Raw genomic sequence first — 23112 nt, forward strand, 5'->3', positions numbered from 1 at the left:
ACGAATGAACTTTGATGTGAGAAAAATACCCGAAAACTCAATGACCTGGATGTCGCCATTCTGACGTTCGGTAACACATAGGGGTTGATATCCCCTGACGATGTCGCAATATCAATGGCTCGTCGTCAGCGGAAGGGAAATCAACGTGCGGCGTATTCCTGGAAGAATTAAATTAGGTAAAGGTGAATATGGGTAAAGCTCTCGTCATCGTTGAGTCCCCGGCAAAAGCCAAAACGATCAATAAATATCTGGGCAATGACTACGTGGTTAAGTCCAGCGTTGGTCACATTCGCGATTTGCCGACCAGTGGCTCAGCCAGCAAAAAGAGCGCAGACTCTACCTCCACCAAAGGGGCTAAAAAGCCTAAAAAGGATGAACGTAGCGCGCTTGTCAACCGCATGGGTGTTAACCCATGGCACAACTGGGATGCACATTACGAAGTGCTGCCAGGCAAAGAAAAAGTCGTTAACGAGCTGAAACAGCTTGCTGAAAAAGCAGACCACATTTATCTCGCAACCGACCTTGACCGCGAAGGGGAGGCCATTGCATGGCACCTGCGGGAAGTGATCGGGGGTGATGACAAACGCTACAGCCGTGTAGTGTTCAACGAAATTACAAAGAATGCGATTCGTCAGGCGTTTGAAAAGCCGGGTGAACTGAATATCGACCGTGTTAACGCTCAGCAGGCGCGTCGCTTTATGGACCGCGTTGTAGGCTACATGGTCTCGCCGTTGCTGTGGAAAAAGGTCGCTCGCGGCCTGTCTGCGGGGCGTGTGCAGTCTGTGGCTGTTCGTCTTGTTGTTGAGCGTGAACGCGAGATCAAAGCGTTCGTCCCGGAAGAGTTCTGGGAAGTGGATGCGAATGTCACCACGCCGGGCGGCGATGCGCTGCCGTTGCAGGTGAGCCATCACAACGACAAACCGTTCCGTCCTGAAAATCGCGATCAGACCATGGCCGCCGTGGCGCTGCTGGAAAAAGCGCGTTATCAGGTTCTGGATCGTGAAGATAAACCAACCAGCAGCAAGCCTGGCGCACCGTTTATCACGTCAACTCTCCAGCAGGCGGCAAGTACCCGTCTGGGTTACGGCGTGAAGAAAACCATGATGATGGCCCAGCGCTTGTATGAAGCGGGTTACATCACCTACATGCGTACTGACTCCACCAACCTGAGCCAGGACGCTGTCAACATGGTGCGTGGCTATATCGAGGACAACTTCGGTAAGAAATACCTGCCGGACGGGCCTAATCAGTACGCCAGCAAAGAGAATTCTCAGGAAGCGCACGAAGCGATTCGTCCTTCTGACGTTTCTGTTCTGGCTGAATCGCTGAAAGATATGGAAGCGGACGCCCAGAAGCTGTATCAGCTGATCTGGCGCCAGTTCGTAGCCTGCCAGATGACGCCAGCGAAATACGACTCCACCACGCTGACGGTCGGCGCGGGTGATTTCCGCCTGAAAGCGCGCGGCCGCATTCTGCGCTTCGACGGCTGGACAAAAGTGATGCCAGCGTTACGTAAAGGTGATGAAGACAGAACGCTGCCTTCAGTCAACAAAGGTGACGAGCTGTCGCTGGTTGATCTGGTCCCGGCTCAGCACTTCACCAAGCCACCTGCGCGCTTCAGCGAAGCATCGCTGGTGAAAGAGCTGGAAAAACGCGGCATCGGTCGCCCGTCCACCTATGCGTCAATCATTTCGACCATTCAGGATCGTGGATACGTTCGCGTCGAGAACCGTCGTTTCTATGCTGAAAAAATGGGTGAGATTGTCACCGACCGTCTGGAAGCGAACTTCCGTGAGTTGATGAACTATGACTTCACCGCGCAGATGGAAGACAGCCTCGATGAGGTTGCCAGCCATAAGGCAGAATGGAAGAAAGTTCTCGACAGCTTCTTCAGCGATTTTACCAATCAGCTTGAGAAAGCTGAGAAAGATCCTGAAGAGGGCGGCATGCTGCCTAACCAGATGGTACTGACGAGCATCGACTGCCCAACCTGCGGCCGTAAAATGGGGATCCGTACCGCGACCACGGGCGTGTTCCTCGGTTGCTCTGGCTATGCACTGTCGCCGAAAGAGCGTTGCAAAACCACCATCAACCTCGTGCCGGAGAACGAAGTTCTCAACGTGCTGGAAGGTGACGATGCGGAGACCAACGCACTGCGCGCCAAACGCCGCTGTAAGAAATGCGGCACGGCGATGGACAGCTACCTGATCGATCCAAAACGCAAACTGCACGTTTGTGGCAATAACCCGACCTGCGATGGTTATGAGATCGAAGAAGGTGAGTTCCGCATTAAGGGCTATGACGGTCCAATCGTTGAGTGTGAGAAATGTGGTTCCGAAATGCACCTGAAAATGGGACGCTTCGGTAAGTACATGGCATGCACCAACGACGACTGTAAAAACACGCGTAAGATCCTGCGTAACGGTGAAGTTGCGCCGCCGAAGGAAGATCCGGTTCCGCTTCCTGAGCTGCCGTGCGAGAAGTCAGACGCGTATTTCGTGCTGCGTGACGGTGCTGCTGGTGTATTCCTGGCGGCCAACACCTTCCCGAAATCGCGCGAAACCCGTGCGCCGCTGGTAGAAGAGCTGTACCGCTTCCGCGACCGTCTGCCGGAGAAACTGCGTTACCTGGCCGATGCGCCACAGCAGGATCCGGAAGGCAACAAAACCGTGGTGCGCTTCAGCCGTAAAACGAAGCAGCAGTACGTGGCGGCAGAGAAAGAGGGCAAAGCGACCGGATGGTCAGCCTTCTTTGTCGACGGGAAATGGGTTGAAGGCAAGAAATAATCTTCCCTTACCGTAACTTACCTGTAAAAGGGCCGGACTTCCGGCCCTTTTTTATTACGTAGTTATTATTTTTTGTTCCGTACTATACAGCCTGGCTATAAATGATATAGTGGTTATAGTTAACCCGTTTCTTATTATCAAATCGTCTTAATCGATTGACGCATGCGCTAAATCGGATGGTCTGGCATGAAATTACAGCAGCTTCGCTATATCGTTGAGGTCGTCAATCATAACCTCAATGTCTCTTCCACCGCAGAAGGTCTTTATACCTCTCAGCCCGGCATCAGTAAGCAGGTGCGTATGCTGGAGGATGAGTTAGGTATTCAGATATTTGCCCGCAGCGGTAAGCACCTGACTCAGGTCACCCCGGCAGGACAGGAAATCATACGCATCGCACGGGAAGTGCTCTCCAAAGTCGACGCCATTAAATCCGTCGCCGGGGAACATACCTGGCCGGATAAAGGCTCTCTGTATATTGCCACCACGCATACACAGGCGCGTTATGCGCTTCCCGGGGTGATTAAAGGCTTCATAGAACGCTATCCCCGCGTTTCCCTGCATATGCACCAGGGCTCACCGACGCAAATCGCAGAGGCCGTGTCTAAAGGCAATGCAGACTTCGCTATCGCGACGGAAGCGCTCCATCTGTACGATGATCTGGTCATGCTCCCGTGCTACCACTGGAACCGCTCTATTGTCGTGACCCCGGATCACCCGCTGGCGGGGAAGGACGAAGTGACAATCGAAGAACTGGCGCAATACCCGCTGGTGACCTATACGTTCGGCTTTACGGGCCGGTCTGAACTGGACACCGCGTTTAACCGCGCCGGATTAACGCCACGGATTGTCTTTACGGCGACGGATGCGGACGTCATAAAAACGTATGTGCGTCTGGGCCTGGGCGTTGGGGTTATTGCCAGCATGGCGGTGGATCCTGTCTCAGACCCGGACCTGGTGCGTCTGGATGCGCATGATATTTTCAGTCACAGCACCACCAAGATAGGTTTTCGTCGCAGCACGTTCCTGCGCAGCTATATGTATGATTTTATTCAACGCTTTGCGCCACATTTAACGCGCGATGTGGTGGATACAGCTGTGGCGTTACGCTCCAATGAAGACATCGAAGAGATGTTTAAAGACATTAAACTTCCCGCCAAATAATCACTCCCGGTATCTTTCTCTTGCGGAAAGATACCGTCATTCCGCTTTAAACCTGAATTAGAATTATCATCATCTACGCCCACTGTCATATATCGTCATAACCCATTTGATGACTATGGTTTTACTGTCGCAAATTTGCGACAAAAGTAGAAACTAATTTACAGCTGTGCAAATTATTCTTTTCAATTATTTATTTCTGGTCAAAAGATTGAATTTTCCCGGGCTCAGATACGTAAATTCACTGGCTTTTCGGCTAAAGTTTCTTTAGGATTTATCTCATCAGATGATTACTTGTGCCAATTGTTTGGTCTCTAAATGATAAGCGATATCGATTGTATGAGGTTAGCAATGCCGTCAGGAAGTGAAGAACCGCAAAGGGATCCCGCGCTTAAGCGTAAAGCCTGGCTGGCGGTCTTTCTTGGCTCTGCCTTGTTCTGGGTGGTGGTTGCTCTTCTTGTCTGGAATTACTGGGGTTGATTATGGTCATGACGGTGCGTACAGAAGCGAGAAAAGAGATGTGTCAGCTTCGTGACAATGCTCACAAAGCCCGTAAGGCGCCAGCAACCAGCGTGCCAGCTTCCTGGAAACTGACGCCGCAGCAGCAGGCCTTTATTGATGTGTTCGCGGAAGACGAACCCAAAAAACAATAATTTTGATTTTTGCGTAATGATGCAAATAGTCTGAATATAGACCGTGCACTTTTGTACTCCTTAATAAATACACATCAGCAATATAGAACGAGGGCAGACCTCGCAACCTTAAATAATTAAAGTCTGGTGTCCCTATGATGAATAACATGACAACCGTAAAATACTGGTCATGGCTCGGCGTATTCTCAGCGTCGATCCTCTTCTGGTGTCAGCTCCTCTGGCTGGCCTTGCACTAAATCGTAAAACCTCGCCACGGCGGGGTTTTTGTTTTATCCCTCGCGTTGGACCATTCCTAAATTTATCAATTTGGGTTGTTATCAAAACGTTACGACATCTTTGTGTTATCTTTAATTACAGCCCTGATGATTGTCAGGACATCCCTGTTTTTAAGGAGGAGCTTATGTCGTTAACCCTACGCGAAGCCAGTAAGGACACATTACAGGCGGAAAATAAAACCTGGCGCTACTACAGCTTACCGCTGGCTGCCAGAACGCTTGGGGACATTTCGCGGTTACCCAAGTCGTTGAAAGTCTTACTGGAAAACCTCTTGCGCTGGCAGGATGGCGACTCGGTTACCGAGGAGGATATCCAGGCTCTGGCAGGGTGGCTGAAAAATGCTCATGCAGACAGAGAAATTGCCTATCGCCCGGCCAGAGTGCTGATGCAGGATTTCACCGGCGTGCCAGCGGTGGTGGATTTAGCTGCCATGCGTGAAGCCGTTAAGCGTCTCGGGGGCGATACTGCTAAGGTTAACCCCTTGTCCCCGGTAGACCTCGTCATTGACCACTCCGTCACCGTCGATCACTTTGGTGACGACGATGCTTTCGGCGAAAACGTCCGTCTGGAGATGGAACGTAACCATGAACGCTACGTTTTTCTGAAATGGGGTCAGCAGGCGTTCAGCCGCTTCAGCGTTGTTCCACCGGGCACCGGCATTTGTCACCAGGTCAACCTGGAATATCTCGGCAAAGCCGTCTGGAGTGAATTGCAGGATAAAGAGTGGGTGGCTTACCCTGATACGCTGGTGGGCACAGATTCACACACCACCATGATTAACGGCCTTGGCGTTCTGGGCTGGGGCGTCGGTGGTATTGAAGCGGAAGCGGCCATGCTCGGCCAGCCGGTATCAATGCTCATTCCCGATGTGGTGGGCTTTAAGCTGACCGGTAAGTTGTCCGAAGGCATTACCGCCACGGATCTGGTTCTGACGGTCACCCAGATGCTGCGTAAGCATGGCGTGGTGGGTAAATTCGTTGAATTTTATGGCGATGGTCTGGATTCACTGCCGCTGGCGGACCGGGCCACCATCGCCAACATGGCGCCGGAATATGGCGCGACCTGCGGCTTTTTCCCGATTGATAGCGTTACGCTGGAGTATATGCGCCTCAGTGGTCGCAGCGAGGAGCAGGTGGCTCTCGTTGAGGCTTATACCAAAGCGCAGGGCATGTGGCGTAACCCGGGTGACGAGCCGGTATTTACCAGTACGCTGGAGCTGGATATGGGCACAGTTGAGGCAAGCCTCGCAGGGCCAAAACGTCCGCAGGACCGCGTCGCCCTGAGCAACGTTCCGAAAGCCTTTGCCGCCAGCAATGAGCTGGAAGTTAACGCCGCACAAAAAGATCACCGTCCGGTGGACTATGTTCTGAACGGGCATCAGTATCAGCTCCCTGACGGCGCCGTGGTGATCGCCGCTATCACTTCCTGTACCAACACGTCCAACCCGAGTGTGTTAATGGCTGCCGGGCTGCTGGCAAAAAAAGCGGTAGAGCTTGGGCTCAAGCCACAGCCTTGGGTTAAAGCCTCCCTGGCGCCTGGTTCGAAAGTGGTATCCGATTACCTGGCACAGGCCAGACTCACGCCTTACCTCGACGAGCTGGGCTTTAACTTGGTGGGCTACGGCTGTACGACCTGCATCGGTAACTCTGGTCCACTGCCTGAACCTATTGAAATGGCGATCAAGCAGGGGGATTTGACCGTTGGCGCGGTACTTTCCGGTAACCGAAACTTTGAAGGGCGTATTCATCCGCTGGTGAAAACCAACTGGCTGGCCTCGCCGCCGCTGGTTGTAGCCTATGCGCTGGCCGGAAACATGAACATTAACCTGGCGACCGATCCGATTGGTCACGATCGCAAAAATGAACCGGTCTATCTGAAAGACATCTGGCCATCATCGCGCGAAATTGCGCGCGCGGTAGAGAAAGTTTCCACCGAGATGTTCCGCAAAGAGTATGCGGAAGTGTTCGAAGGCACAGCGGAGTGGAAAGCGATCGACGTAGTGGGTTCCGATACCTATGACTGGCAGGATGATTCCACCTATATTCGCCTGTCGCCATTCTTCGACGAAATGCTGGCGGAGCCTGCACCGTTGAAAGATATTCACGGCGCGCGCATTCTGGCGATGCTGGGCGATTCCGTCACCACCGACCATATCTCCCCTGCGGGTAGCATCAAGGCGGACAGTCCGGCAGGTCGGTATCTGCAAAGTCGTGGCGTGGAACGTCGCGATTTCAACTCCTACGGTTCGCGCCGCGGTAACCACGAAGTGATGATGCGCGGGACCTTTGCCAACATCCGCATTCGCAATGAAATGGTCCCAGGCGTGGAAGGGGGTATGACGCGCCACCTGCCGGATACAGAGGTCATTTCAATTTATGACGCAGCCATGAAGTATCAGCAGCAGGGTACGCCGCTGGCCGTTATTGCCGGTAAAGAGTACGGCTCCGGTTCCAGTCGCGACTGGGCGGCAAAAGGTCCGCGTCTGCTCGGGGTTCGCGTGGTGATTGCCGAATCCTTTGAACGTATCCACCGCTCAAACCTGATCGGGATGGGGATCCTGCCGCTGGAGTTTCCGCAGGGCGTAACGCGTAAAACGCTGGGTTTGACCGGGGAAGAGCAGATTGATATCAGCGGTCTGCAAAATCTGCAACCGGGTAAAACCGTTCCGGTGAAGTTAACGCGCGCAGATGGAGCGACAGAAGTGCTGGATTGCCGGTGTCGTATTGATACGGCAACAGAGCTGACCTATTACCAGAACGACGGCATTTTACATTATGTGATTCGTAAGATGCTGGACTGATCAAACTCGCCCGGCACATGTGCCGGGCGTTTTGCGTTTACTCGCTCAGCAGATGCCCCATTTTGGCAGCTTTGGTATCGAGGTAGTGCGCGTTTTTCGGGTTGCGGCCGACAATCAGCGGTACGCGTTCCACAATATTGATGCCCGCTTCAGTGAGGATTTCCACTTTTTTCGGGTTATTGGTCAACAGACGCACTTCGTCCACGCCCAGCAGCTTGAACATATCCGCGCACAGGGTGAAATCGCGCTCGTCAGCAGCAAAGCCGAGCTGATGGTTCGCTTCGACGGTATCGTAGCCCTGATCCTGCAACGCGTAGGCGCGGATTTTATTCAGCAGGCCGATATTGCGTCCTTCCTGACGGTGATACAGCAGAACGCCACGTCCTTCCTCTGCGATATGAGAAAGGGCGGCTTCAAGCTGAAAACCGCAGTCGCAGCGCAGGCTGAACAGCGCGTCACCGGTCAGACACTCTGAATGAACGCGGGACAGCACCGGCGTTTGCCCCGAAATGTCGCCGAACACCAGGGCGACGTGATCTTGCCCGGTTGCCAGTTCTTCAAAACCCACCATCAGGAAATCGCCCCATGGGGTTGGCAGTTTGGCTTCTGCCACACGTTTAAGCTGCATGTGATTCTCCAGACCAGGCTGACACGTTTCGTGCCTTTGCCCCATTATGCTTTCTGTATCGGACTATTTTGCCACAAGCCCGGCAACTTCACCTAATCACCACCACGCTTTACAAACGTTAAACGCACAATCCGACATATCCACCAGAATGATGAAATTCAGTTATGATTGTGGTGCTTAGTGAAAAAGGAGAGGACATGCTTTCAATTGCCAGACGAACGGCCGCAGGAGCCGCCGTATTGCTCGTTATACCCCTGGTCGTTTGGTTCTCCGGCTGGATGTGGCAGCCCGGACAAAACGAGACGTGGCTGAAAGCCTTATACTGGATAACCGAGACGGTCACCCAGCCGTGGGGGATTATTACGCACGTGCTGCTCTGTGGCTGGTTCCTGTGGTGCCTGCGCTTTCGCCTTCGCGCGGCGCTGGTACTGTTCGCTATTCTCGGCGGCGCCATACTTATCGGGCAAGGGGTGAAGTCGTGGGTCAAGGATCGCGTGCAGGAACCCCGTCCTTTCGTCGTCTGGCTGGAAAAAACGCATCATGTTCCGGTGGATGAGTTCTACAATTTAAAGCGTAAAGATCGCGGTGCGTTGGTAAAGGAGCAGCTTGCAGAACAGCAGGATATCCCGACCTTTTTACGCAAACACTGGCAAAAAGAGACCGGCTTTGCGTTTCCTTCCGGGCATACGATGTTTGCTGCCAGCTGGGCGCTACTTGGCGTGGGACTGCTGTGGCCGCGTCGGCGTACCCTCACGATTGCGATTTTGCTGGTCTGGGCGACAGGCGTAATGGGCAGCCGGATGCTGCTGGGGATGCACTGGCCGCGTGATTTGGTGGTGGCAACGCTGATCTCGTGGGTACTGGTGACGCTGGCGACCTGGCTTGCACAACGTTTTTGCGGACCATTGACGCCGCTGCCGGAAGAGAAGGAAGAAATAGCCGAAAGGGAGTCTGGCGGAACCTGAAGGTTGATATTCCGCATTTTGACCATAAATCCATGTAGGGCGCGTTACTTTTTCCATTTCGCGCCCGCCACTAAAATGGTAGCTTATAAGGCTGATTGCAGTGAGTTGAACACGCTTTATACGCTCGAACCACATAACGGGAAGTCATGTGAAATATTTACTCATTTTCTTACTGGTGTTGGCGATTTTTGTCATTTCAGTCACATTGGGCGCGCAAAACGATCAACAGGTGAGTTTTAACTATCTGCTGGCGCAGGGCGAGTACCGGGTGTCGAGCCTGCTGGCGGTGTTATTCGCGGCGGGTTTTGTCATCGGCTGGCTTGTATGCGGCCTGTTCTGGCTTAAGGTTCGTGTTTCTCTTGTTCGCGCTGAACGTAAAATTAAACGACTTGAACATCAACTTACGCCTGCGTCTGACATTCCGGCGAGCTCTGGTGTGCCGGTAGTCAAGGAATAATCGAATATGCTGGAGTTGTTGTTTCTGCTTTTGCCTGTCGCCGCAGCCTATGGCTGGTATATGGGCCGCAGAAGCGCGCAACAAACAAAACAGGATGAAGCAAACCGACTCTCCCGTGACTACGTAGCGGGGGTGAACTTCCTGCTGAGCAATCAGCAGGATAAAGCGGTGGATCTGTTCCTCGACATGCTCAAAGAGGATACCGGCACCGTAGAGGCGCATCTCACCCTGGGAAACCTGTTCCGCTCGCGCGGAGAGGTTGACCGTGCCATTCGTATCCACCAGACCCTGATGGAAAGCGCTTCGTTGACCTATGAGCAACGGTTGCTGGCCGTGCAGCAGCTTGGGCGGGATTACATGGCCGCGGGGCTTTACGATCGCGCCGAGGATATGTTCTCTCAGCTGGTGGATGAGACGGACTTCCGTATCGGTGCGCTTCAGCAGCTTCTGCAAATCTATCAGGCCACCAGCGACTGGCAAAAAGCGATTGATACCGCCGAACGGCTGGTCAAACTCGGTAAAGACAAACAACGCGTCGAAATTGCCCACTTCTATTGCGAGCTGGCTCTCCAGCAGATGGGTAGCGATGACATGGATAAAGCCATGGCATTGTTAAAGAAAGGCGCTGCGGCCGATCGCAACAGCGCGCGCATCTCGATCATGATGGGGCGGGTCTTTATGGCTAACGGTGATTACGCCAAAGCCGTGGAGAGCCTGCTTCGCGTTATCGATCAGGACAAAGAGCTGGTCAGCGAAACGCTGGAAATGCTGCAAACCTGCTATCAGCAGTTAGGTAAGCAGGACGAGTGGGTTGCGTTTCTGCGTCGCTGCGTTGAAGAAAACACCGGTGCCACAGCCGAGCTGATGCTATCGGATGTCGTCGAAGAGCACGAAGGGAGTGATACCGCCCAGGTATACATTACCCGCCAGTTGCAGCGTCATCCTACCATGCGCGTCTTCCATAAGCTGATGGATTACCACCTTAATGACGCAGAAGAAGGGCGCGCTAAAGAGAGCCTGATGGTGCTGCGAGACATGGTGGGTGAACAGGTGCGCAGCAAACCGCGCTATCGCTGCCAGAAATGCGGCTTCACCGCCTATTCGCTTTACTGGCATTGCCCTTCCTGCCGGGCGTGGTCAACCATTAAGCCAATCCGAGGTCTGGACGGGCAGTGATTTTTTAAAACACCGCCTTTTAGTTACAACATACTAATTGTTGTGGTAATTTCGTCAGCACCGTGCGGTCTGGGGTTCGGCAGGAAAATCATTCGATTCTGTTCATTTACCCCGAGGGCAGGTAGAATGCACGCCGTTTATCTGTTCCGCGCCGCTGCGCGCCCATAGACGAAAAGGGCTGGTCATGACGTCTGTTACATCCTCCACTTCCCGCGTAGTTACCGATTCTCCCGTAGTTGTTGCTCTGGATTACAATAACCGTGACGCCGCACTGGCCTTTGTTGATGGCATTGATCCCCGCGATTGCCGTCTGAAAGTAGGCAAAGAGATGTTTACGCTGTTCGGCCCACAAATCGTCCGCGATCTGCACCAGCGTGGCTTCGACGTTTTCCTCGACCTGAAATTCCATGATATTCCAAATACCACTGCGCACGCCGTAGCTGCGGCGGCTGAACTGGGCGTGTGGATGGTTAACGTTCATGCATCCGGCGGGGCACGCATGATGACGGCTGCGCGCGAAGCGCTGGTGCCGTTTGGCAATGACGCTCCGCTTCTGATCGCCGTCACCGTGCTGACCAGTATGGATGAATCCGACCTGCGCGACCTGGGTGTGACGTTGTCACCTGCCGAACATGCGGAGCGTCTGGCGCGCCTCACGCAACAGTGTGGTCTCGATGGCGTGGTCTGTTCGGCTCAGGAGGCGGTTCGCTTCAAAGCTGAGCTAGGCCGCGACTTTAAACTGGTAACGCCAGGCATCCGTCCGGCAGGCAGCGAGTCTGGGGATCAGCGACGCATCATGACGCCAGAGCAGGCGCTGAGCGCGGGTGTAGACTATATGGTGATTGGTCGCCCGGTGACGCAATCCGCTCATCCGGCAGAGACCCTGAAAGCGATTAATGCATCACTGAAAAAGGGGGCATAATGCGTGACGCCAACAGTCGTCTGGTCTATTCAACGGATACCGGGCGCATTGAAGAGCCAAAAGAGAAAGCTGAACGTCCGAAAGGCGATGGTATCGTGCGAATTCAGCGGCAGACCAGCGGCAGGAAAGGTAAAGGGGTTTGCCTTGTCACTGGCATTGATCTGGATGATGCAGACCTGGTAAAGCTCGCCGCTGAACTTAAAAAGAAGTGCGGATGCGGTGGGGCAGTAAAAGACGGCATTATTGAGATTCAGGGTGATAAACGGGATTTAATTAAAACGCTGCTGGAAGCCAAAGGAATGAAAGTTAAACTGGCGGGCGGCTAAAATAAATGAGCCACGGACATTGCCGTGGCTCTTTTTTTTACGTGCGTAAGTCAGACCTGAAAATACAAAATATATTATTATACCGGTGAGAGCCGTTATGGTGATTATTTGCCCACCTGGTGACCGATAACACCACCTACGGCAGCACCACCTAATGTACCCAGCGTACTACCATCCGTTAATACTGCACCACCAAGCGCACCAGCACCGGCACCAATCGCGGTGTTACGGTCACGTTTAGACCAGTTAGAGCAAGCGCTCAGGGACATTGCTACAGTGATTGCCAGAACAGCGGCGGCTAATTTTTTGCTGGTAAAGGTCATAATACTTTCTCCTGAATTATCGATTCACGGAAAGGAATGCACTTTAAGTATAGACAATATCCATACTTAAATTCTGTTCCCGTGAAAGCTGGTCGCGCAGGTGTTTCATCATCACGCAGGTGATAGTCACTTCCTGTTATATCGCTAATATTAATTTTACGTGTTTAGAACGGTTTCAACAGGTAAAAACTCTTAAAGGCAGGGTCAGAATACTCTCAGAGAAAGGTTTAAGTGCGCCCATTATTCGGGCGCAGCAGGATAATCAGGCCGTTTTTTTCACAATATCGACAGTCAGGCCGTCTTGTTCTAATTGCTGGCGATATTCATCGCGCAAACGCTCATCCGTGATCACGCGGCTGAAGCGCGAAGCCGGACCCATCGTATAAGGGTGTACGGCGCCAAACTTAGAGCTGTCGGTCAGCACTATCGCTTCACACTCTTTGGCGAGTACTGCGTTAACCACGTCTGAACGCATCATGTCGCGACCAGTAAAGCCGGTGTCGGGCTGCCAGCCGTCAATACCAATGAATGCTTTACTGAAGTGAACCTGCTGAACATATTGACGCGTTAATGGCCCCACCATGCTTTCGCTTTTCTTCTGGTAAATGCCGCCCAGCAGTATCACCTCGCACTGAGTTTCCTTCAACAGATGGGCGATATAGCTGCTTACGGTGATGATGGTAACGTCTTTTTGATCGGCGAGCGTGCGCGCCAGAAGGGCGTTACTGCTGCCATTTTCAATAAAGACGGTCTCACCGCTATTCACTAAGGATGCAGCAAACTCCGCCAGCTCCCGCTTGAGCGCATAATTGTTCATCATGCGGGTTTCGACGTCGTCGCTGTCCAGTGGAACGGCATATCCGTGCGCACGCCGCAGGTAGCTCTGTTTTTCCAGCAGATTCAGATCCTGACGAATGGTGACTTCAGAAACGCCGGTGGCTTTAGCGAGATCGACCACGCTTACGCGTCCCTGATCGATCACCATCTGCAAAATGATTTGTTGTCGGGAATTCATAGCATCCATTTAAAAGGCAAGGGCGGAAACGACGTGGCTACACTTCCCACGGGGCTTTAGGTTGAGTGGATTCTGGAGCGTCATCAGCGCCGTTCTCAGCCAGCAGTTCAGACTTGAGGATTTCAAGGTTACGGATAGCAGAGTGATAATCGCCTGCGACAAGAATATCCAGCACAGTATCAATACGCTGTGCCACGGCTGTTGCATCAATGTTAGACATAAGCTCACCCTGAAGCGAAAAGTTAATATTATCAATGATGCAGAAAATTGATTCAAAAGAGAAGGTAAAAAATGCAATAACCAAAGTTCATAAATGAAAGTGATAAATTTGGCCCCCGTATGCTGCGGGTTGTAGGGGTGGATTAGTCTAAAACTGCGCGCAACGCGCTTTTTTATAAGAGGAATTCGACTATGACAGTTATCAACCAGACAACCTGCACATTGTTTACTGATGCTGAACGATTCACTCAACTGGCGGCTTATTATGAGGCCGAACGGCGTACGGTGTGGATGATGTTACGTGCCACGCCACGGCCTTGCTTCAATCATGCGCTGATCGAGGAGATCATGAATCTCTCCTGGCTGGTTCGACAGTCCGGATTTGTCGTTGATTTTTGGGTCACCGGATCGCTGGTCCCCGACATCTACAATACCGGCGGTGATTTACAGTTCTTCGTTGAGTGCATCAAAAACAACCGACGCGAAGCGTTACGCGCCTATGCCCGGGCCTGTGTGGACTGCGTTCATGCCGCCTCGCGAGGGTTTGATACCGGAGCTGTCACGCTGGCTATGGTGGAAGGAAGCGCGTTAGGGGGCGGGTTTGAAGCCGCGCTGGCGCATCATTTCATTCTGGCCCAGCGCGATGCCCGATTAGGCTTTCCGGAAATCGCGTTCAATCTGTTCCCGGGCATGGGCGGCTATTCACTGGTGGCGCGTCGTGCCGGCATGAAAATGGCGGAGGCGCTGATCTACAAAGGTGAGACGCATACGGCGGAATGGTATGAGCAGTATGGTCTTGTGGATCTCTTATTCGAGCCGTTACAGAGCTATGTTTCGGTGCGGACGTTTATCGACACGCTACAGCCGAAGCTCAACGGCGTAAGGGCCATGCTGCGTGCACGTACGCGCGTGCTGCCACTTCCGCGAAGCGAGCTGATGGACATTACCGAGGATTGGGTTGATGCCGCCTTCTGCCTTGAACCGAAGGATATCGCCTACATGGAGCGGCTGGTTATGCTGCAAAATCGCCATCAGGCGACGGGCTTACGCAAAGCCAGCTAACGGACATTTCTGGCCTGATAGCGCTTTAGCCATCGCTCGAATGCGGCAGCGGGCATGGGCTTAGCAAAAAGATAACCCTGCCGTTCGTTGACGCCATTCTTCGTCAGAAAGGCGTCTTCTTTTGCACTTTCCACCCCTTCAGCAATGACCTGCAAATTTAACGCCTGCGCCACGGCGACTATCGCACGCACCAGCGACTGTGAAATGGACTGCTTATGGATGTCCCGCACGAAAGCCTGGTCAAGCTTAATGGCATCGATAGGGAAGCGCGCCAGCTGCGACAGGGAAGAGTACCCCGTACCAAAGTCATCCAGGTGAATTTGCGCTCCCAGGCGGCTAAATTGCTGGATCACTGACAGGGCCAGCTCTTCATTTTCAATGAGACAGCTTTCGGTCAATTCCACGTCAATCGGGCAGTATTCAAAACTCAGGTCTTTCAGCGCCTGCTTCAGGTCGCTGAAGATGGTCTGGTCCGCCAGCTGACGGGCGGAGACGTTGACCGCGACGCGAAGGTTGATCCCCTTGTCGCGCCATTTTGCCACCTGGCGCACCACATCAAGCATAACCCAGCGGCCCAGGGGCACAATCAGCCCTGACTCCTCAGCATAGGAGATAAATTCCATCGGCGGGATCAGGCCACGCTCTGGGGACTGCCAGCGCACCAGCGCCTCCAGACTTCTGACTTCGCCGCGCCAGGTTATTTTGGGCTGGTAGTGGATTAACAGCTGATCGTTATCCAGCGCTTTACGCAGGTTGGTATCCAGCCACAGGTATTCAAATACGCGCTGGTTCATCTCTGGCGAGAAGACGCAGAATTTGCCCCGGCCATTTTCTTTGGCGGTGTACATGGCGGTGTCGGCATTACGAATGACGCTTTCGCGATCGTTACCGTGCTGGGGCGCAAGCGCGATGCCCAGCGAGCAGCCGGTGTAAACCTCTATCAGCCCGATGCGGAAAGGCTGACGAAGTCGGGTCAGTATGCGCGATGCCATGGCTTCCAGCGCGCCCTGCGAGGTATCGGTGGCTAGCACGATAAACTCATCCCCACCCAGGCGCGCCAGGGTTTGTCCTTCGTCCAGGCAGCTCAGGATCGCCAGCGCAACGGCCTGTAGCAGCTGGTCGCCAAACATATGCCCATAGGCATCGTTCACTTTTTTAAAGTTATCCAGATCGAGATAAACCACGCCTACCTGGGTGTCACCCCGAGCGGTGATGGCATCAGAGATCAGCTCATGGATGGCGTTTCGGTTAGGCAAACCGGTAATCGTATCCGTATTGGCGAGTACGCGCAGGCGCTCCTGGGCCCGACGCTCTTCGGTTATATCGGTACCTGAACAGATGAGGAAGATTTCATTTTTCCCGCTGCCGCTGTGAACAAATTTATTTCTGAAGAGAAACAGGCGCTGCCCTTTGCGGGTCTTGATCCAGCGTTCAACTTCGTACGAGCTGCCGTTACGAAAAAAACCGGTGATGTTGCGTTTGGAGGCCGCGGCTTCGCTACGGCTCATAAACAGTTTGAACACGTTTTGCCCGATAACTTCCTGTTCCTTCAGGCCCGTATATTCTTCACTTAAACGGTTGAAGCGCTGAATATTCCCGTTCTGGTCGAGGATCACAATCACGGAGTTAGCCTCGGACACTACCTGTTCGGCGAAGGAGAGCCCCTGCGCCAGGTCCCGCGCCACGGAAGGAGTATCGTTCCAGGCTGATGCCGTTCCTGCCCACTCATTTTTGTTAATTTTACGGCCGACAAGATGAACGGGAACGTCCACACCGTACAAGGGCAGGGTCATGGCAATGCTGGAGGTTATCACGGTGAGCTGGCGGATTAGCGCGGCCTGCTCATCATTCAGCGCCACCACCTGAATGATGTCAGCGCTTTCACTGGCAGCAAGATGAAGAGCATTGCTGTCTGCTGTCAGTCGCCACCAGGGGCTATGCGTACCCATGTAACGAAACAGCAAATTCTGCTCCAGATCGTCCATCACGTTTTCTCCCGCGGCTGCTGAGTAGCGCACAAATTATTCATTTGCAGTCGACAATGACGGCTCTCTTTTACTGTAGATAATTCTGGCGAAATGTGGCGATGGGAAACAGAAAAGTGTGAGAAAAAACGATGATTTTGCGGGAGATAATACAGAAGAGAACTCCCGGCCACCCCTTAACGGAACGGCCGGAAGTTTACGCAGTTATCAGGCGACAGGGCGCGCGATAATACTGCGGGTTTCCATGCGCACTTCAGCGATGGTGACATCAATCACGTCAGTGACCTTGTAAACCGTTTCGCCTTTAATTTGCACGGTCCCGTTTTCCTGGCTACAAACCAGTTCGTCGCGAACGGCATGCAGGAACGGGGCAGGAATAAAGGCAACGGCGCCATTATCCACCAGACGAACGCGCATACCGCCGCGGCTGATGTCAATGATTTCAGCCGGGAAACGGGTGTCAGTCCCTGCCTTATCATTCAGGAAGCGCGCGTATAACCAGTCGCCGACATCACGCTCCGCCATACGGTTGAGACGGCGACGTTCTGCCATCTGCAACGTCGTATCATCCTGTGGGCGGGCAACAGATTCCCCTTTGATGATCGCTTTCAGCAGACGATGGTTAACCATGTCGCCGTACTTACGGATCGGGGAGGTCCAGGTCGCGTAAGCCTCAAGGCCAAGGCCGAAGTGCGGGCCTGGCTCGGTGCTGATTTCCGCAAAGGACTGGAAGCGGCGAATACGGCTGTCAAGGAACCCTGAAGGCTGCGCGTCCAGCTCGCGGCGCAGTTTGCAGAAACCTTGCAGGGTCAGCACTTCCTCAGGATCGACGTGTACGTCATGGGTTTTCAGCAGGGCAGCCAGCGCTTCGGTGTTCGCCGGATCAAACCCGGTGTGCACGTTGTAAATGCCAAAGCCTAATTTGTCGCGCAGCACGCGGGCGGCACAAATGTTGGCGGATATCATCGCTTCTTCAACGATGCGGTTGGCAATACGGCGCGGCTCAGCGACGATATTCAGCACTTCACCTTTTTCACCCAGCACAAAACGGTAGTCCGGACGATCTTTGAAGACCAGCGCGTGAGTTTGACGCCATTCGCTGCGGCTCAGGCAGACGCGGTGCAGCAGACGAATTTGTGCGGCAATGTTGTCGGACTCGGGTTTCCAGCTGCCCGTGTTCTCCAGCCAGTCGGACACGTCGTCATAGGCCAGCTTGGCTTTGGATTCGATGGTGGCGGCGAAGAATTCAATATCTTCTTCAATGGTACCGTCAGCCGCAATGGTCATCCGACAGGCCAGCACCGGACGTACTTTGTGCGCACGCAGCGAGCAAAGATCGTCGGAGAGTTCACGCGGCAACATCGGAATGTTAAAGCCCGGCAGGTAGTTGGTGAACGAGCGCACTTTGGCCATCTCGTCCAGCTTGCTGCCTTCGACAATCCATGCGGTAGGGTCGGCAATGGCGACGGTCAGATGCAGTTTGCCATCGGCTGTCTCTTCGGCATACAGCGCATCGTCCATATCCTCGGTGCTGGCGCTGTCGATGGTGACAAAGTCCAGTGCCGTCAGATCGCGACGTTCCAGACCTTCGTCCTGCATTTCAGTCGCCACGCCCTCAGGCGCTTCTTTTTCGAGGTTGTGGCGCGCCAGCGTCACCCACCATGGGACGAAATGGTCGTCGCCGAAGGTAATGTATTGGGTAAGCTCGGCGTAGAAACCGCGATCGCCTTTTAAAGGATGACGGCGCATCTCAGCAACCGCCCAGTCACCCTCAACAAAATCATGCTCAACGCCACGCGCGGCGCGGCACGGAATAGCATCTTTCAGGAGAGGATGGTCCGGCACGACAGAAAGACGATCGTCTTTTTTATGCACTTTCCCGACAAAGCGGGTCAGGAAAGGTTCGATCAGTGCTTCCGGCTCGGCAGACTCTCGTTCCTTTTCGGTATGAATAACGGCCGAAATGCGGTCGCCATGCATCACTTTCTTCATCTGAGGAGGCGGAATGAAGTAGCTCTTCTGCCCGTCAACTTCAAGAAAGCCAAAGCCCTTTTCCGTGGCTTTTACGACCCCTTCTGCACGCGGCGTCTGGGAATGCAGTTGCTGTTTAAGCTGCGCTAGCAGCGGGTTGTCCTGAAACATAATGTTCTATTTTCGTAGCCATTGAGCGGCTGACAGTTTTACGCGAATCTCACTGCTACAGCAAGCGCTCTTTAGGTAAAGAGTATGGTTATTCCTCTTTGCCGAGCGCCACGCGCAGACGGTCCAGCCAGCCATAAAATGCATCTCGGGTAAGCAGGTTGATGGCCTTCTCTGGCGAGAGACCTGACCCGGTCAGGGGCGTTAACTGGGCGGCGCTAAAGCGATCCGGAGAGGCGACAAGCAGCGCACGAGCGGCTGAGAGCATCGAAGACGCGGGGCCTTCACTTCGCGGATGGTTAAGCAGAATTTCGCCCGTCAGATCAAGCAGCATCGGCTCATGACACAGCACAGGAGTAAGCGCTTCAAGCGCCGGTTCCGCCTGCCAGCGTGAGAGCGCCTCAAGCTGAAGCGCACTGGCATATTTTAGCTCAACCGGGGGTAGCGTGGCGGTCCATCTGCTGAAGCTGACCGGCAGCGTATGGGGCTGAATGTGATGCCCGGGCAGCCAGCGTACCGGATGGCCAAGCAATGCCTGAAATACCGCGACCACTCGCGCCTGAAAACCGACAAAGCCGATGATCTGGTTGATGAGCACAATGTCATACGTTGTGAGTCCAACCTCATCAAGCTGGTTTTGGGCTTTATCATCGATGACATCGGGTGAGCTGGCTAACTGGCGGGCATACTGGGTAATTTCTGCAAGGCGTCGATTGCTTTCCCGGGAGGAGTCCGGCCCCGGAAGAGGGGCGAGCAGAGCAGCGTAGTGGTTACAGAGCCGCTGAACGCCACACGCCTGGGCAACCGTTAATGCCGTGCTCAGCCTGTCGTAGGCGCTGAGCGTATGCAGACGGTTCACGGGAGTATCAAGTGGGAACAAAAGATGACAGAGAGTTCGGGCAGGCGTAAGCCAACCAGCACAGCTTGCGAGAATGTCATCGGGCAGGGCTAAATCGAGCAAAAAACGGTCGTCGACGTTAGCGGCTTCGGGCACCAGCGGCAGAACGTCCGTCTGCGAATGATTCGACTGGGTTTCATGATACCAGTGGCCTTTGCCGGAAAAACGGCGTTGTTCCATGGGCGTTCCTTGATCTCAAAATGGCGATCAATATCCTGGCGTAAGGCGGATGAGGGGAAAAATATTGTTAGGTGATAACAAATAGCTGAACGGAATAACGAGGGGCGGGAGGAAACTCTCTTCCCTGGCGGGAAGAGAGTGACAAGCTTATTTGATTTCCAGCTCGTTCATTGCAGCGATGTTGAAGCCGCCGTCAACGTGAACCACTTCGCCGGAGATGCCCGCGGAAAGGTCAGAGCACAGGAATGCCGCAGAGTTACCCACATCTTCGATGGTAACGGTACGACGAATCGGGGTAACCGCTTCGCAGTGTGCCAGCATTTTACGGAAATCTTTGATACCGGAAGCGGCCAGGGTACGGATTGGACCCGCAGAAATAGCGTTAACACGCACGCCTTCAGGACCCATCGCGTTCGCCATGTAGCGCACGTTGGCTTCCAGAGACGCTTTCGCCAGACCCATAACGTTGTAGTTAGGGATAGCACGTTCTGCGCCGAGGTAGGACAGAGTCAGCAGGGCTGCGCCCGGGTTCAGCATCGCGCGGCAGGATTTTGCCATTGCAACGAAGCTGTAGGAGCTGATGTCGTGGGCGATTTTGAAGCCATCACGGGTAACCGCGTTCACGTAGTCGCCGTCCAGCTGGTCGCCAGGAGCGAAGCCGATGGAGTGAACAAAACCGTCGAATTTCGGCCATGCTTTTGCCAGTTCAGCAAACATGCCATCAATGCTTTCGTCTTGTGCAACGTCACATTCCAGAACAATGCTGGAACCCAGCTGCGCGGCAAATTCTTCAACACGGCCTTTCAGCTTGTCGTTCTGGTAGGTGAACGCCAGCTCAGCGCCTTCGCGATGCATTGCCTGTGCGATGCCGTATGCGATGGACAGTTTGCTGGCAACGCCAGTCACCAGAATGCGCTTACCGGAAAGAAAACCCATAGCTTTAATCCTTATATTCATTGCTTATTTTGCCTTGTAATTCATAGCGTTACAGGCAGTATTTCAAAATCATTCGAAATTAGCTCGAAATTATAGCCCACTCACAGCCCCTTGTGTCACGATATTTCTCGCTCCTGCGCCGTGAATGGGCTCACGGAAGAGGTCGAACTGTCTCTTCATCAGGCTGTTTCGTGTGTATCCCAGCAGTATATCACCGCACGCGGGGTTCGCCTCATCCAACCAGAGACTGCCCGGAGCTTCACGCTTATACAGCCGGATCTTAATTCGCTGACGAGGGGATTCTGGCGATAACCTTAATTTCGAAATCAAAACCCGCAAGCCAGTTAACGCCTATTGCTGTCCAGTTTGGGTAAGGAGCGTGGGGAAATGCCAGTTTTTTCGCCTCCATGATAACGGGGAACTGGTTTTCAGGATCGGTATGAAACGTCGTGACATCAATCAGATCGTCAAAAGTACATCCCGCGGCTGCCAGGATCGCCCGTAAATTATCGAACGCCAGCTGCACCTGAGCGGGGAAGTCGGGTTCAGGTGTGCCATCGCTGCGGCTGCCAACCTGACCGGAAACAAATAACAGATCGCCAGAGCGAATTGCAGCTGAATAGCCATGCTCTTCATAGAGGGCATGTCGGTTAGCCGGGAAGACGGGATCACGTGAAGACATGGCTTTTCCTTTTCTGTCAGAGGTATTGTTGTGCTTACGCGGTAGAAGTAACATACGCGATGTATGTGAAAAATGTAATTCACATACGTCGCGTATGTCAAATTATAGTTATCGCTTAATTAAGGAAGTCCCATGGCTACAAAACGTCGCGCTGAAACGGCCCAGGAAAATCGCGAGAAAATGATTCAGGCGGCGCGAAAGGCATTTGCTGAAAAAGGCTATGCCGCAGCGTCAATGGATGAACTCACGGCAAGCGTGGGGTTAACACGCGGCGCGCTATATCATAATTTCAACGACAAGAAGGGACTACTGGCGGCGGTGGTCGCGCAGATAGACAGCGAAATGGCAGCAAACGCAAAAGCGATTGCCGCCGCCGCCGAAGATGACTGGGAGCGACTGCTGGCGGAGGGCATCGCCTATATCAAAATGGCGCTCGTTCCGGAAGTTCAGCGTATCGTCCTCCTTGACGGCCCGGCTGTTCTGGGCGACCCGGCGCAATGGCCCAGCCAGAACAGCTGCCTTGAGTCGACCCGTCAGACCATCGAAAAAATGATGGAGTGCAACGTAATCAAAAAGATGGATGCCAGAGTCGCAGCCCATCTGCTGAATGGCGCTGCTCTGAATGCGGCTCTGCTGATTGCCGCGAGTGAAGAACCGCAGAAGACCCTCCCGCATGCCATAGAGGTGTTTACTCTGCTGGCAAGCGGGTTACGCAGCGGCTAACGATCTTTACGCCACGCGTCCGCCGTCAACGCTTCACCAAAGTGGCCGGCAATCAGGCGTTTTGTCAGATCGTGGAGCGGGGAGGCCAGTACGTCAGCGGTACTGCCGCGCTCGACAACTTCTCCCTGGTGCATCACCAGCACCTGGTCGCTTATGTGCTTCATCATGCCCAGATGCTGAGTCACGTAAATATACGAGATCCCCTGCTTTTCCTGTAACTCCAGCATCAGGTTAATGAGCTGCGAACGCATCGACATATCCAGCGACGCCAGCGCTTCGTCGGCGATGATGACCTTCGGGCGCAGGATCAGCGCGCGGGCCAGACCGAGACGCTGTTTTTGGCCCGGGGCCAGCATGTGCGGGTAATAGCTGACATGGTCGGGCAGGAGGCCTACCAGACGCAGGGTTTCGACAATCCGTTTGCGACGCGCTTCCGGCTCCAGGTCGGTATTCAACCGCAGCGGGAAATCCAGGATCTGGGAAATACGCTGACGCGGGTTCAGGGACGTCGACGGATCCTGAAAAATCATCCGGATGCGCTGACTGCGAAAAGAGTAGTCCCCAAATTCCAGAGGATGATCGTCAATCAGTATTTCACCGCCGCTCGGCTCGACCATACCCGCGAGCATTTTTGCCAGGGTCGATTTGCCCGAGCCGTTTTCACCGATAATCGCCAGCGTCTGCTTTTCGCGCAGCGTAAAGCTCAGGGGTTTAACAGCCTCGACGGTCTGACGGTGAAACAGGCCGGTGCGATAGCGAAAGGTCTTACTCAGGTTACGTACTTCCAGTAAGGTTTCGACCAT

General features: G+C 53.7%; 23 protein-coding genes. 13 read left to right on the top strand and 10 right to left on the bottom strand.

Annotation, left to right across the window (positions count from 1 at the left end; all coding sequences use genetic code 11):
* Positions 1-188 precede the first annotated feature (188 nt).
* The 6 genes from topA (at position 189) to acnA (ending at position 7673) form a co-directional block, all read left to right on the top strand.
* A complete protein-coding gene (topA, locus tag H2Z33_RS18715; protein ID WP_017384217.1) occupies positions 189-2786 on the top strand; it encodes a type I DNA topoisomerase in 2598 nt (865 codons plus the stop codon).
* A gap of 186 nt (positions 2787-2972) precedes the next feature.
* The gene (gene cysB / locus H2Z33_RS18720; RefSeq protein ID WP_033486857.1) at positions 2973-3947 is read left to right on the top strand and encodes an HTH-type transcriptional regulator CysB; all 975 of its coding nucleotides are present in this window, start codon (positions 2973-2975) and stop codon (positions 3945-3947) included.
* Positions 3948-4283: 336 nt separating this feature from the next.
* Positions 4284-4424 (top strand): YmiA family putative membrane protein, encoded by a 141-nt coding sequence (locus H2Z33_RS18725; protein WP_213083754.1) that lies wholly within the window; start codon positions 4284-4286, stop codon positions 4422-4424.
* Between the two features lie 8 nt (positions 4425-4432).
* Complete coding sequence (locus H2Z33_RS18730) at positions 4433-4597, top strand: hypothetical protein (RefSeq protein WP_162183706.1); 165 nt, start codon at positions 4433-4435, stop codon at positions 4595-4597.
* Between the two features lie 137 nt (positions 4598-4734).
* The gene (gene ymiC, locus H2Z33_RS23445) at positions 4735-4833 is read left to right on the top strand and encodes a small membrane protein YmiC (protein ID WP_032103392.1); all 99 of its coding nucleotides are present in this window, start codon (positions 4735-4737) and stop codon (positions 4831-4833) included.
* Between the two features lie 164 nt (positions 4834-4997).
* Positions 4998-7673, top strand: a complete 2676-nt coding sequence (gene acnA, locus H2Z33_RS18735; protein WP_063134653.1) for an aconitate hydratase AcnA — start codon at positions 4998-5000, stop codon at positions 7671-7673.
* 37 nt (positions 7674-7710) lie between these two features.
* Here the strand turns inward: acnA and ribA are convergent, their stop codons facing one another.
* Positions 7711-8301, bottom strand: a complete 591-nt coding sequence (gene ribA, locus H2Z33_RS18740; RefSeq protein ID WP_003856813.1) for a GTP cyclohydrolase II — start codon at positions 8299-8301, stop codon at positions 7711-7713.
* A gap of 197 nt (positions 8302-8498) precedes the next feature.
* Between ribA and pgpB the strand changes: the two genes are divergently transcribed.
* The 5 genes from pgpB (at position 8499) to yciH (ending at position 12147) form a co-directional block, all read left to right on the top strand.
* Complete coding sequence (gene pgpB, locus H2Z33_RS18745) at positions 8499-9266, top strand: phosphatidylglycerophosphatase B (RefSeq protein ID WP_063134652.1); 768 nt, start codon at positions 8499-8501, stop codon at positions 9264-9266.
* A gap of 148 nt (positions 9267-9414) precedes the next feature.
* Positions 9415-9723 (top strand): LapA family protein, encoded by a 309-nt coding sequence (locus H2Z33_RS18750; protein ID WP_003856817.1) that lies wholly within the window; start codon positions 9415-9417, stop codon positions 9721-9723.
* Positions 9724-9729: 6 nt separating this feature from the next.
* Positions 9730-10899 (top strand): lipopolysaccharide assembly protein LapB, encoded by a 1170-nt coding sequence (gene lapB / locus H2Z33_RS18755; RefSeq protein WP_003856819.1) that lies wholly within the window; start codon positions 9730-9732, stop codon positions 10897-10899.
* A gap of 184 nt (positions 10900-11083) precedes the next feature.
* Positions 11084-11821: an orotidine-5'-phosphate decarboxylase gene (pyrF, locus tag H2Z33_RS18760; RefSeq protein WP_058700665.1), complete on the top strand. Its 738-nt coding sequence runs from the start codon at positions 11084-11086 to the stop codon at positions 11819-11821.
* Positions 11821-12147, top strand: a complete 327-nt coding sequence (gene yciH, locus H2Z33_RS18765) for a stress response translation initiation inhibitor YciH (RefSeq protein ID WP_003856822.1) — start codon at positions 11821-11823, stop codon at positions 12145-12147. The genes pyrF and yciH overlap by 1 nt, the downstream gene beginning before the upstream one ends.
* A 104-nt stretch (positions 12148-12251) precedes the next feature.
* Here yciH and osmB read toward each other — a convergent pair whose 3' ends face one another.
* From osmB to H2Z33_RS18780, 3 genes are all read right to left on the bottom strand, one after another.
* The gene (gene osmB / locus H2Z33_RS18770; protein WP_017384212.1) at positions 12252-12470 is read right to left on the bottom strand and encodes an osmotically-inducible lipoprotein OsmB; all 219 of its coding nucleotides are present in this window, start codon (positions 12468-12470) and stop codon (positions 12252-12254) included.
* 262 nt (positions 12471-12732) lie between these two features.
* Positions 12733-13485: a DNA-binding transcriptional regulator YciT gene (locus H2Z33_RS18775; protein WP_023296713.1), complete on the bottom strand. Its 753-nt coding sequence runs from the start codon at positions 13483-13485 to the stop codon at positions 12733-12735.
* A 37-nt stretch (positions 13486-13522) separates the two neighbouring features.
* Entirely contained in the window at positions 13523-13705 is a 183-nt protein-coding gene (locus tag H2Z33_RS18780) for a hypothetical protein (RefSeq protein ID WP_032672073.1), read from the bottom strand.
* 191 nt (positions 13706-13896) lie between these two features.
* Here H2Z33_RS18780 and H2Z33_RS18785 point away from each other — a divergent pair, with 191 nt between their 5' ends.
* Positions 13897-14766: a crotonase/enoyl-CoA hydratase family protein gene (locus H2Z33_RS18785; protein ID WP_017384209.1), complete on the top strand. Its 870-nt coding sequence runs from the start codon at positions 13897-13899 to the stop codon at positions 14764-14766.
* Here the strand turns inward: H2Z33_RS18785 and pdeR are convergent.
* The 5 genes from pdeR to H2Z33_RS18810 form a co-directional block, all read right to left on the bottom strand.
* Positions 14763-16754: a cyclic di-GMP phosphodiesterase gene (gene pdeR, locus H2Z33_RS18790; protein ID WP_047638229.1), complete on the bottom strand. Its 1992-nt coding sequence runs from the start codon at positions 16752-16754 to the stop codon at positions 14763-14765. The two genes, H2Z33_RS18785 and pdeR, sit on opposite strands and share 4 nt — an antisense overlap.
* Before the next feature lie 204 nt (positions 16755-16958).
* Complete coding sequence (locus tag H2Z33_RS18795; protein WP_047725973.1) at positions 16959-18893, bottom strand: exoribonuclease II; 1935 nt, start codon at positions 18891-18893, stop codon at positions 16959-16961.
* An 88-nt stretch (positions 18894-18981) separates the two neighbouring features.
* Complete coding sequence (locus H2Z33_RS18800) at positions 18982-19968, bottom strand: CMD domain-containing protein (RefSeq protein ID WP_045347742.1); 987 nt, start codon at positions 19966-19968, stop codon at positions 18982-18984.
* Between the two features lie 147 nt (positions 19969-20115).
* Complete coding sequence (fabI, locus tag H2Z33_RS18805; protein ID WP_003856831.1) at positions 20116-20904, bottom strand: enoyl-ACP reductase FabI; 789 nt, start codon at positions 20902-20904, stop codon at positions 20116-20118.
* Between the two features lie 280 nt (positions 20905-21184).
* The gene (locus tag H2Z33_RS18810) at positions 21185-21586 is read right to left on the bottom strand and encodes a RidA family protein (protein WP_063134651.1); all 402 of its coding nucleotides are present in this window, start codon (positions 21584-21586) and stop codon (positions 21185-21187) included.
* Between the two features lie 132 nt (positions 21587-21718).
* Here H2Z33_RS18810 and H2Z33_RS18815 point away from each other — a divergent pair, with 132 nt between their 5' ends.
* Positions 21719-22309, top strand: a complete 591-nt coding sequence (locus tag H2Z33_RS18815; protein ID WP_023296707.1) for a TetR/AcrR family transcriptional regulator — start codon at positions 21719-21721, stop codon at positions 22307-22309.
* On the opposite strand, the gene sapF is transcribed toward H2Z33_RS18815, so the two are convergent.
* On the bottom strand, positions 22306-23112 hold the full coding sequence (gene sapF, locus H2Z33_RS18820; RefSeq protein ID WP_003856838.1) for a putrescine export ABC transporter ATP-binding protein SapF: 807 nt from the start codon (positions 23110-23112) through the stop codon (positions 22306-22308). The two genes, H2Z33_RS18815 and sapF, sit on opposite strands and share 4 nt — an antisense overlap.

This window comes from Enterobacter sp. YSU (assembly GCF_016082135.1).
Lineage (GTDB): Bacteria > Pseudomonadota > Gammaproteobacteria > Enterobacterales > Enterobacteriaceae > Enterobacter > Enterobacter hormaechei_C.

Excerpts from the sequence above, each read along its gene's own strand:
- topA (WP_017384217.1), top strand. The coding sequence starts at position 189 with ATGGGTAAAGCTCTCGTCATCGTTGAGTCCCCGGCAAAAGCCAAAACG.
- cysB (WP_033486857.1), top strand. The coding sequence starts at position 2,973 with ATGAAATTACAGCAGCTTCGCTATATCGTTGAGGTCGTCAATCATAAC.
- H2Z33_RS18725 (WP_213083754.1), top strand. The coding sequence starts at position 4,284 with ATGAGGTTAGCAATGCCGTCAGGAAGTGAAGAACCGCAAAGGGATCCC.
- H2Z33_RS18730 (WP_162183706.1), top strand. The coding sequence starts at position 4,433 with ATGACGGTGCGTACAGAAGCGAGAAAAGAGATGTGTCAGCTTCGTGAC.
- ymiC (WP_032103392.1), top strand. The coding sequence starts at position 4,735 with ATGAATAACATGACAACCGTAAAATACTGGTCATGGCTCGGCGTATTC.
- acnA (WP_063134653.1), top strand. The coding sequence starts at position 4,998 with ATGTCGTTAACCCTACGCGAAGCCAGTAAGGACACATTACAGGCGGAA.
- ribA (WP_003856813.1), bottom strand. The coding sequence starts at position 8,301 with ATGCAGCTTAAACGTGTGGCAGAAGCCAAACTGCCAACCCCATGGGGC.
- pgpB (WP_063134652.1), top strand. The coding sequence starts at position 8,499 with ATGCTTTCAATTGCCAGACGAACGGCCGCAGGAGCCGCCGTATTGCTC.
- lapB (WP_003856819.1), top strand. The coding sequence starts at position 9,730 with ATGCTGGAGTTGTTGTTTCTGCTTTTGCCTGTCGCCGCAGCCTATGGC.
- pyrF (WP_058700665.1), top strand. The coding sequence starts at position 11,084 with ATGACGTCTGTTACATCCTCCACTTCCCGCGTAGTTACCGATTCTCCC.
- yciH (WP_003856822.1), top strand. The coding sequence starts at position 11,821 with ATGCGTGACGCCAACAGTCGTCTGGTCTATTCAACGGATACCGGGCGC.
- osmB (WP_017384212.1), bottom strand. The coding sequence starts at position 12,470 with ATGACCTTTACCAGCAAAAAATTAGCCGCCGCTGTTCTGGCAATCACT.
- H2Z33_RS18775 (WP_023296713.1), bottom strand. The coding sequence starts at position 13,485 with ATGAATTCCCGACAACAAATCATTTTGCAGATGGTGATCGATCAGGGA.
- H2Z33_RS18780 (WP_032672073.1), bottom strand. The coding sequence starts at position 13,705 with ATGTCTAACATTGATGCAACAGCCGTGGCACAGCGTATTGATACTGTG.
- H2Z33_RS18785 (WP_017384209.1), top strand. The coding sequence starts at position 13,897 with ATGACAGTTATCAACCAGACAACCTGCACATTGTTTACTGATGCTGAA.
- H2Z33_RS18795 (WP_047725973.1), bottom strand. The coding sequence starts at position 18,893 with ATGTTTCAGGACAACCCGCTGCTAGCGCAGCTTAAACAGCAACTGCAT.
- H2Z33_RS18800 (WP_045347742.1), bottom strand. The coding sequence starts at position 19,968 with ATGGAACAACGCCGTTTTTCCGGCAAAGGCCACTGGTATCATGAAACC.
- fabI (WP_003856831.1), bottom strand. The coding sequence starts at position 20,904 with ATGGGTTTTCTTTCCGGTAAGCGCATTCTGGTGACTGGCGTTGCCAGC.
- H2Z33_RS18810 (WP_063134651.1), bottom strand. The coding sequence starts at position 21,586 with ATGTCTTCACGTGATCCCGTCTTCCCGGCTAACCGACATGCCCTCTAT.
- H2Z33_RS18815 (WP_023296707.1), top strand. The coding sequence starts at position 21,719 with ATGGCTACAAAACGTCGCGCTGAAACGGCCCAGGAAAATCGCGAGAAA.
- sapF (WP_003856838.1), bottom strand. The coding sequence starts at position 23,112 with ATGGTCGAAACCTTACTGGAAGTACGTAACCTGAGTAAGACCTTTCGC.